The sequence below is a fragment of the Acholeplasma granularum ATCC 19168 genome, from assembly GCF_000526235.1.
Lineage (GTDB): Bacteria > Bacillota_I > Bacilli_A > Acholeplasmatales > Acholeplasmataceae > Acholeplasma > Acholeplasma granularum.
In genome coordinates, this window is the sequence record NZ_JAFR01000014.1 from 62,093 (window position 1) to 71,094 (window position 9,002).

Here is a 9,002-nt window from a genome sequence, read left to right on the forward strand (position 1 = left end):
GTAGCTTATTAATGAAAGGCAAGGTTATGAAAAAACTAAGTATACTTGTTGTATTACTATTTATGTTAATACTGATAACCGGATGTGATATTAGACAGCAATTTCCTATTAATTATACATATACAGATTCTGTAAGTTTTGTTGATGCAATGGAAAACATTACATTTGATGAAGAAGATGATCATAAAAAGTATGTAGTATACTTTGATATAAGTGACTTTAATGTGCAAATCTTCGCTTCAAATTATGGTGGTAGAAGAAAGTTATCAACAAAAGATAAACCTATAGTTTTAGATCTTGATCTAATCTATCAATATGTAGATGATTACCAAATATATTTAAATATATTAGATGATAGTTCAATAGATTTAAATCATTTAAATGCTAGTGTAGGTCGTGATAATTTTGTAAGAGTTTATAGTGGTGATATACTACTTATGAGTTCTAATACTAAACTTGAAATATTTAATCATTTTTTAGAAACGAATAAAGATAATTTAAAAATAATTGAAATTGCAAAATAAAAAAATCAGCTAATTTTAGCTGATTTTTAATTATTATAATATCGTATTTAAATATACTTTAACGCCGTTGACATCGTGTATAAATTCTTTACCATTATCATCACCAAGAACTACTTTAAAAGTGGTTAATCTTTCTTTTAAAGCCTCATAAGCGTTTTTAGGTACATAAAGTGTATAAGACTTTAAACCGATAACATTACTTGGATTATTAGGAATGTTTATGCCATTCCAAACATTAAAGCCGATATGGTGGTGGTATCCATTATCACTAACAAAGGCAGCCTTTGGACCATACTCCATGGTATTTTGGAAACCTAATACATTGATAAAGAAATTGCGTGCCATATCCATGTTTGCTACATGTAAATGGATATGCCCCATGATTGTTTCATCAGGTATTTTAGTAAAGGGTTCATTAACTTTGTTATTAACTAAGTCTTGATAATCCATTGGACTATTTACAACTTCATCAAATCTTGGCCAATCTTTTTTTGCTTTATCCGCATATATTTCGATGCCATTACCATCTGGATCATCTAAGTAAAGTGCTTCACTAATACCATGATCTGCACCACCAGTCACCTGTGTTTTTGTTTCTATCATATGTTGAATAAATTGTCCTAGATGTGCTCTACTAGGCAGTAGAAGTGCAAAATGATATAGACCTGTTGTGCGTTGTTTTGGACTGGATAGGGGATTGTTTATTAATGTAAGTAAATGCTTATTTGTGTATGTCCCTAAATCGTAACGATTATCTTGTTTGTTTATTAATTTTAAGCCAAGTTTTTCTTGATAAAACTCTAATGACTTATTGATATCTGAAACCATTAAAGTTACATCTGTAACTTGCATAAATTCTGATGTGTGAAAATTTTCCATTTAAAGACCTCCTGTTTTATAGATTCATTATAACACCAATAGTATCTTTTGGAAAGTAGGCACCGATTGGTAACTAAGTTACTTTAACACAAAATCCCAAACTAACCCTTATATATAGCTATATGTAATGAATATTTATAATGAAATTATAGCAATTAAAAATAAATAAACTCATATAAAAACATTTTAAATAAACCGATATAACAAATGATATAAATCCAGTATGTGAAAATAACGTAGATGACTAACTTTTATATTGACAACCATACCCATAAATGATAGAATATTCACGCGTGTGAACACACCATAGTGGGAGATCTGATTCGTACCACATACTTATTACAAAAGAAGGAGGTTGTGTTATGGCAAAGAAAAAAATAGTCAAACAAGTTAAATTACAAATTCCTGGCGGAAAAGCAACTCCAGCGCCACCCGTTGGTCCAGCACTCGGGCAAGCTCAAGTTAACATTCCACAATTTGTTAAACAATTTAACGATATGACTCAAAACATGGTTGGTTATATTGTTCCTGTTGTAATTTCTGTATATGATGACAGAACATTCTCAATTGAAACAAAAACTCCACCAGCATCTGACTTACTAAAGAAAATAGCTAAAGTTCAATCTGGAGCAAGCAATCCTAAAAAGGATAAAGTTGCTACAATTACTAGAGCTCAATTAGAAGAAGTCGCAAAAATGAAAATGCCGGATTTAAACGCATACACTATTGAAGCAGCATCCAAAATCATTGAAGGTACTGCAAGACAAATGGGCATTACAGTTTCAGAATAATTTAGAACTTAAAAGTTTCTAAATTGTGGGAGGATATCCCGTTATACCACATTTAGGAGGAAACACATGAAAAGAGGAAAAAAATACTTAGAAGCTGCTAAGTTATTTGATAAACAAGCAGCATACTCAGGTTTAGAAGCAGTTGAACTTGCTAAAAAAACTTCAGTAACTAAGTTTGATGCAACTGTCGAAGTCGCTTTCCGCTTAAACGTTGACCCAAGAAAAGCTGAACAAAACCTAAGAGGAGCTATTAGCTTACCTCATGGTACTGGTAAATCAGTTAAGGTTATCGTTGTAGCGAAACCAGAAAAAGCCAAAGAAGCTTTAGCAGCTGGTGCAGATGAAGCAGGCGATGTAGAATTAATCGACAAAATCAGCAAAGGTTGGTTTGATTTCGATGTTATGGTAGCAACTCCAGATATGATGGCTCAATTAGGTAAATTAGGTAGAGTATTAGGTCCAAAAGGATTAATGCCAAACCCTAAAACCGGAACCGTTACATTAGATGTTGCAAAAGCTGTAGAAGAAATCAAAGCAGGGAAAATCGAATATCGTACAGATAAAGTCGGTAACATCCATGCTCCAATTGGTAAGGTGTCATTTGATTCAGTAAAACTACATGAAAACATGTTAGCAATTTACAATCAATTAATCCGTATCAAACCAGCTACCGTAAAAGGTACATACATCAAGAAAATTGCTCTTTCAACAACTATGGGACCTGGTATCCAAGTTGATGAAAACAATATCAAAAAGTAATAAAATTTTAATCATAAACAATTAAATTATTAACCAAAGACAGTAGCTGTGATATCACTTAATTTGCTACCGAGGAAAAATAAAACTGGAACTTATTTTCTCTCTTTATATGTCTTTATATATTAAGAGGGATTTTATTTTAAAAAAATAATAAAATCCAAAAAAAGAACACACCTTAAAAAAGGAGGCACAAATGAAAAAATCAATCGCTCGTAAAGTTGAACTTGTAGATGATTTAGTTAATAAATTCAAAATGGCTAAAACAATTGTTATGTTTGAATATAAAGGCTTATCAGTATTCAACTTAACAACTCTTAGAACTCAGTTACATAAAGAAAACATTGATTTAAAAGTTTACAAAAACAATATCACAAGACGTGCCGCATCAATTGCAGGATTTGATTCTTTAGTAGAATCATTAGTAGGACCTTTAGCAGTTGCAATATCATATGATGATGTTGTAGCACCAGCTAAAATCATTAATGAATTTGCTAAAACAAACAAAACGGTTGTGATAACATCTGGTGTTATTGAAGAAAAAGTAGCAGACAAAAATGCAATTATGGAACTTGCGAACTTACCATCAAGAGAAACTTTATTAACACAATTAGCGGCTGGACTATTAATGCCAGTCAAAGAACTAGCAGTTGGCTTAAATATGCTAACTGAAGCACAAGAATAATTATAAGGAGAATAACATATTATGGCTAAATTAACAAAACAAGCTTTTGTAGAAGCTTTAAAAGAAATGTCTTTATTAGAAATTAAAGAATTAGTAGACGGATTAAAAGAAGAATTCGGAATTGATCCAACAGCAGTAGCAGTAGCAGCAGGTCCTGCAGCAGCAGCTGAAGTAGAAGAAAAAACAGAATTCAATGTAATCTTAAAATCATTTGGTGACAAGAAAATCGAAGTTATTAAAGTTGCTCGTGCAGCTACAGGCTTAGGTTTAGTAGAAGCTAAGAAATTAGTAGAAACTGCTGATGCTGTTATCAAAGAAAACGTTAAGAAAGATGAAGCTGAAAAAATTAAAGCTGAATTTGAAGCAGCTGGAGCAACAGTTGCTATCGTTTAATTTGTTTTAAATGAATGTTTAAAAACCTGAGATTATACTCGGGTTTTTTCACTCTTAAATTATAGGAAGAAAATCAAATGTCACACTACTTTAAAAATGACTTAAATTTAAAAAGCGAAGAGTTTACATACGATGTAAACATACTAGATAATCCCTTCACATTCATATCAGATCGTGGTGTTTTTAGTGCCAACCACTTAGATACAGGTTCGGAAATTTTAATTAAAAGTATTGAAGTTGAAAACAAAAAAACACTTCTAGATATAGGATCTGGAATTGGTGTGATTGGTGTTATCTTAAAGAAGGTATACCCCTTTTTAGATGTAACTCAAATAGACATCAACAAGCGTGCCTTATCGCTTAATGAAAAAAATAATGAACTAAACAATGTAACAACAAAAGTTATAGAGTCTGACCTTTTTGAAAACGTACAAGAAACATTTGATGTCATCGTATCAAATCCACCGATTCGAACCGGTAAAAAAGTGATTTATAAACTATACGCTGATTCTTATAAACATTTAAATTCAAATGGCACCCTTTGGATTGTAGTAAGAAAAGATCAAGGTGCAAAGTCTACAATAGATTACTTAAAAACAATGTATCAAAATGTTGAAATAATGAAGAGACATAAGGGTTTTTATGTGATTAAAGGACAAAAATGTTGAAAGATGCACTTTATATTGACTGTATTGTAGAATTTATGGTAAAATTATAAAATGCATAGAAATGGGTTTTTTATATATTTATATATATAAATCAAACCGTAAAAATTGTTTGACTTAAAAACGATAGGAGTGTGGATTCATGAGTTATAAGACCGTAAAATACGGAAAAAAAGCAGAGCGCCGTGACTATTCAAAAATGTTACATCAGGTAGAGCTACCTAATCTTATCGAGATACAAACCAATTCATTTGAAGAGTTTGTAAAAACAGGTATTGATGAACTTTTAAAAGATATTTCTCCAATTGAAGGACATAATGGAGATTTAAAACTTCACTTTGAAGAAAGTTCATTATCAGAACCTAAGTACGATGTAATCGAAACCAAGATTCGCGACCTAAATTACTCTAGACAATTATCAGCTAAAGTAAAATTAGAAAATGCGATTACAGGTGAGGTTAGAGAATCCACCGTATTAATGACAGATCTGCCTATGATGACACCATCAGGGACTTTTATCATTAATGGAGCTGAACGTGTTGTTGTTTCACAAATCGTTCGTTCATCAGGTGTTTACTATTCCTCTGAATTAGATAAAAAAATAAACCAAATTAAGTACGCTGCTCAAGTTATCCCAACACGTGGTGCTTGGATAGAATACGAACAAGGTTCTAAAGAAATACTATATGCTAAATTAGACCGTTCTAAAAAGGTTCCTTTAACAACCTTTATACGTGCATTAGGTTTTACTACCAAAAAAGATATTGAAGAAACTTTTGGTCGTTCAAACCTAATTTCAAATACTTTTGAAAAAGATGAAACAAAATCACCAAATGAGGCTGTTATAGATCTATATTCTAAATTACGCCAAGGTGAAAAAGTTCCTGCAGATGCTGCACGTGAATTTATTAGAATGCGTTTATTTGATAAAAGACGTTATGATCTAGCTAGTGTTGGACGCCATAAGTTCAACAGAAAGTTAGATGTTTTATCACGTGCATATGGTACTTACTTAGCAAACGATATTTTACTAGATGGTAAAGTATTAGTTGCTAAGGATACTGAAATTACAAGAGATGTTATTGAACTATTAAAAAATAACCGTGATATATTAAGAAAACAAATCATCACTAAAGAAAACAACTTACAAAACGAAACTGCTGATGAAATTTTAGCAACAACTTTACCTGAAGGTGGCAACACACTTTATGCTAAAGAAAACTTCATTAATTTAAAAACTGGTGAAGTACTTATTAAGAAAAACGAAGCAATTACAGAAGATGTATTAACACTACTAAGAAAAAATAGACATTCAATTGATGAAAAAGTTATTAAATATTTCTTAACAGAAGATGTTTATGAAAAAGAAGCATCTCGTCAAGGTGTAATTGTTGAAGTCTTAGATGTTTATGTCTATGATGATCAAGGCGATAAATCAAATACAATCCGTATTATTGGTAGTGACCAAAGAGAAGATAGAATCTTTGTTGTTGTATCTGATATTATTGCAAGTATTTCATACTACTTAAACCTATATGATGGTTTAGGTTATGTAGATGATATTGACCACTTAGGAAACCGTCGTTTAAGATTAATTGGTGAGCTATTAAAAAACCAATTTAGAATTGGTTTAGCAAGAGCTGAAAAGAACATTAAAGATAAAATGTCTACAACAAACTTTAATGATGCAACACCAGCTAACGTAATTAATATGACACCACTTGTTGGTGCAATAAAAACTTTCTTTGGTTCATCACAATTATCACAATTCATGGACCAAATTAACCCACTTGCTGAATTAACACAAAAAAGAAGAGTATCTGCTTTAGGTACTGGTGGTATTGCTCGTGATAGAGCAGGGGTTGAAGTACGTGACGTGCATAACTCTCACTACGGAAGACTTTGTCCAATTGAAACACCAGAAGGTCCTTCAATTGGGTTGATTTCATCACTTGCAACTTATGCAAAAGTTGATGAATATGGCTTTATTAAAACACCATTCTTAAAAGTTGTTCAAGATGATAATGGTCAAACAAGAGTAACAAAAGAAGTAATTTATTTAACAGCGGATGAAGAATCAGAACATATTATAGCATCAGCTGCAACACCAATGAACGATTCAGGTATCTTTAGTGAAACTAGAGTAATTGCTCGTCAAAATGGTGAAACAGGTATTTTTGATGCAGAATTCATTACTGCAATGGACGTTAGTCCAAAACAAATTGTATCTGTTGCAACATCATCTATTCCATTCTTAGAACATGATGACGCATCACGTGCACTTATGGGTGCGAACATGCAACGTCAAGCTGTTCCATTATTACAACCAACATCTCCAATTGTAGGTACAGGTATTGAATACCGTGCTGCTAAAGACTCTGGTGCAGTTGTTATTGCACAAAACAGTGGTTATGTAACATATGTAGATGCTAGAAAAATTGTAATTACAAAAGAACCAACAGAGGATGTTAAATTAGGGAGTAAAGTCATCTATAAAGCTGGTGGAGACTTTAATTACGCAATTGCTAAAAAATTATATGATTCAAACTTAGCTGATACTGATAATTACGATTTAATCCAATTCTTTAGATCAAACCAAGATACATTAATCTTACAAAAACCAATTGTATTCCAAGGTGAGTTTGTTGATAAAGGTGATGTAATCGGTGATGGACCTTCAACAGATAAGGGTGAACTTGCTTTAGGACGTAACGTTACTGTAGCGTTTATGACTTGGGAAGGTTACAACTATGAAGACGCTGTAATTATGTCAGAAGACTTAGTTAAACATGACGTCTATACATCCATTCATATTGATGAATACGAAATTGAAACAAGAGATTTAAAACAAGCTAACGGAAAAGAAGAAATCACAAGAGAAATTCCAAACGTTGGCCAAGATGCTGTTAAGTACTTAGATGAAAGAGGTATTATCGTACCTGGATCAGAAGTTAAAGAAGGCGACATCTTAGTTGGTAAGATCACACCAAAAGGTGTATTTGAACCAACTCCATCAGAAAAATTAATCCATGCAGTTATTGGTGACAAGGCTAAAGAATATAGAGATTCATCACTACGTGTACCTCACGGTGGCGGTGGTGTTGTTCAATCTGTACAATACTTTAGTAAGAAAAATGGTGACCAATTACCAAGTGGTGTAAACGAACAAATTAGAGTTTATATTGCTAAAAAACGTAAAATTACTGAAGGGGACAAAATGGCTGGACGTCATGGTAATAAAGGGGTTATCTCTAAAATATTACCAAGAGAAGATATGCCATATTTAGCAGATGGTACATATGTAGACATCATGTTAAACCCACTTGGGGTTCCTTCACGTATGAATATCGGTCAAATCTTAGAAATACATTTAGGTATTGCAGCTAAGAAGTTAAACATAAAAGTTGCTTCTCCAGTATTTGACGGTGTCACAAACGATGAGCTTGGTGATATTATGCAAGAAGCTGGAATTGCACCTGATGGTAAAACTACACTATATGATGGTAGAACGGGTGAACCGTATAATAACCGTATCTCAGTTGGTGTGATGTATATGATAAAACTGTCACATATGGTTGATGATAAACTTCATGCTAGAAACGTTGGACCATATACCTTAGTAACTCAACAACCTATGGGTGGTAAAGCACAAAATGGTGGACAACGTTTTGGGGAGATGGAAGTTTGGGCACTTTATGCTTATGGTGCTGCACATACCCTACAAGAAATGTTAACAATCAAATCAGATGATATGATTGGTAGAAACAAAGTTTATTATGCAATTACACATGGTCAAGAAATACCAAAAGCAAGTATTCCTGAGTCCTTTAGAGTATTAACAAGAGAACTACAAGCTCTAGGCTTATATGTTGAACTTATTGATGCTAAAAAAGGAGATAATGAGGCAATTAAATCACTTGTTGATAATTCGTCTAAAGGGTTTAACAAGGGAGGTTTTAGATAATGGCTAAAAATGAAATTTTATCTTTACCTGTAGAATCTTTAAAACTAAGCCAAACGGCTTTAGAAAGATTAAAACTATCTGGTATTGACCGCTTAGAAGATTTTAATACATTCAACTTAAGAGAACTTCAAAGTTTATTATCAGATTCATTTAACGAAGTACTTCCAACATTAATCTATTATAAATTACCAAGAAGTATTGAGGACTTATCACTTTCAAATGAAGTTGTAAATGTCTTAGAAACTGTAGGTATTAAAGATTTAGAAGTCTTAGTTAAATTCGACAAAAAAACACTTTATCATGTTTTTAAAGATGATGAGTTTTTACTAAAAGAAATTAATGACT

General features: G+C 32.2%; 9 protein-coding genes and 1 other annotated feature. Of the genes, 8 read left to right on the forward strand and 1 reads right to left on the reverse strand.

Annotation, left to right across the window (positions count from 1 at the left end; all coding sequences use genetic code 11):
- The first annotated feature begins 26 nt into the window (after nucleotides 1-26).
- On the forward strand, nucleotides 27-524 hold the full coding sequence (locus G324_RS0106885) for a hypothetical protein (RefSeq protein WP_156921294.1): 498 nt from the start codon (nucleotides 27-29) through the stop codon (nucleotides 522-524).
- 33 nt (nucleotides 525-557) lie between these two features.
- Here the strand turns inward: G324_RS0106885 and G324_RS0106890 are convergent, their stop codons facing one another.
- Nucleotides 558-1,403 carry a VOC family protein gene (locus tag G324_RS0106890; RefSeq protein ID WP_025725638.1) on the reverse strand — a complete coding sequence of 282 codons (846 nt, stop codon included), beginning with the start codon at nucleotides 1,401-1,403 and terminating at the stop codon, nucleotides 558-560.
- 362 nt (nucleotides 1,404-1,765) lie between these two features.
- On the opposite strand from G324_RS0106890, the gene rplK reads away from it, so the two are divergent.
- From rplK to G324_RS07515, 7 genes are all read left to right on the forward strand, one after another.
- A complete protein-coding gene (gene rplK / locus G324_RS0106895) occupies nucleotides 1,766-2,194 on the forward strand; it encodes a 50S ribosomal protein L11 (RefSeq protein ID WP_025725639.1) in 429 nt (142 codons plus the stop codon).
- A gap of 66 nt (nucleotides 2,195-2,260) precedes the next feature.
- Complete coding sequence (gene rplA / locus G324_RS0106900; RefSeq protein ID WP_025725640.1) at nucleotides 2,261-2,953, forward strand: 50S ribosomal protein L1; 693 nt, start codon at nucleotides 2,261-2,263, stop codon at nucleotides 2,951-2,953.
- 15 nt (nucleotides 2,954-2,968) lie between these two features.
- Nucleotides 2,969-3,100, forward strand: a sequence feature (ribosomal protein L10 leader region).
- A 46-nt stretch (nucleotides 3,101-3,146) separates the two neighbouring features.
- Nucleotides 3,147-3,635 carry a 50S ribosomal protein L10 gene (gene rplJ, locus G324_RS0106905; RefSeq protein ID WP_025725641.1) on the forward strand — a complete coding sequence of 163 codons (489 nt, stop codon included), beginning with the start codon at nucleotides 3,147-3,149 and terminating at the stop codon, nucleotides 3,633-3,635.
- Between the two features lie 21 nt (nucleotides 3,636-3,656).
- A complete protein-coding gene (gene rplL, locus G324_RS0106910; protein WP_025725642.1) occupies nucleotides 3,657-4,028 on the forward strand; it encodes a 50S ribosomal protein L7/L12 in 372 nt (123 codons plus the stop codon).
- 77 nt (nucleotides 4,029-4,105) lie between these two features.
- Nucleotides 4,106-4,696, forward strand: coding sequence for a class I SAM-dependent methyltransferase (locus tag G324_RS0106915; RefSeq protein ID WP_162146979.1), 591 nt, complete (start codon nucleotides 4,106-4,108; stop codon nucleotides 4,694-4,696).
- Between the two features lie 139 nt (nucleotides 4,697-4,835).
- Nucleotides 4,836-8,657, forward strand: a complete 3,822-nt coding sequence (gene rpoB, locus G324_RS0106920; protein WP_025725644.1) for a DNA-directed RNA polymerase subunit beta — start codon at nucleotides 4,836-4,838, stop codon at nucleotides 8,655-8,657.
- Nucleotides 8,657-9,002: hypothetical protein (locus tag G324_RS07515; RefSeq protein ID WP_035357668.1), on the forward strand; the 346-nt coding region annotated here is incomplete at its 3' end. The genes rpoB and G324_RS07515, both read left to right, overlap by 1 nt.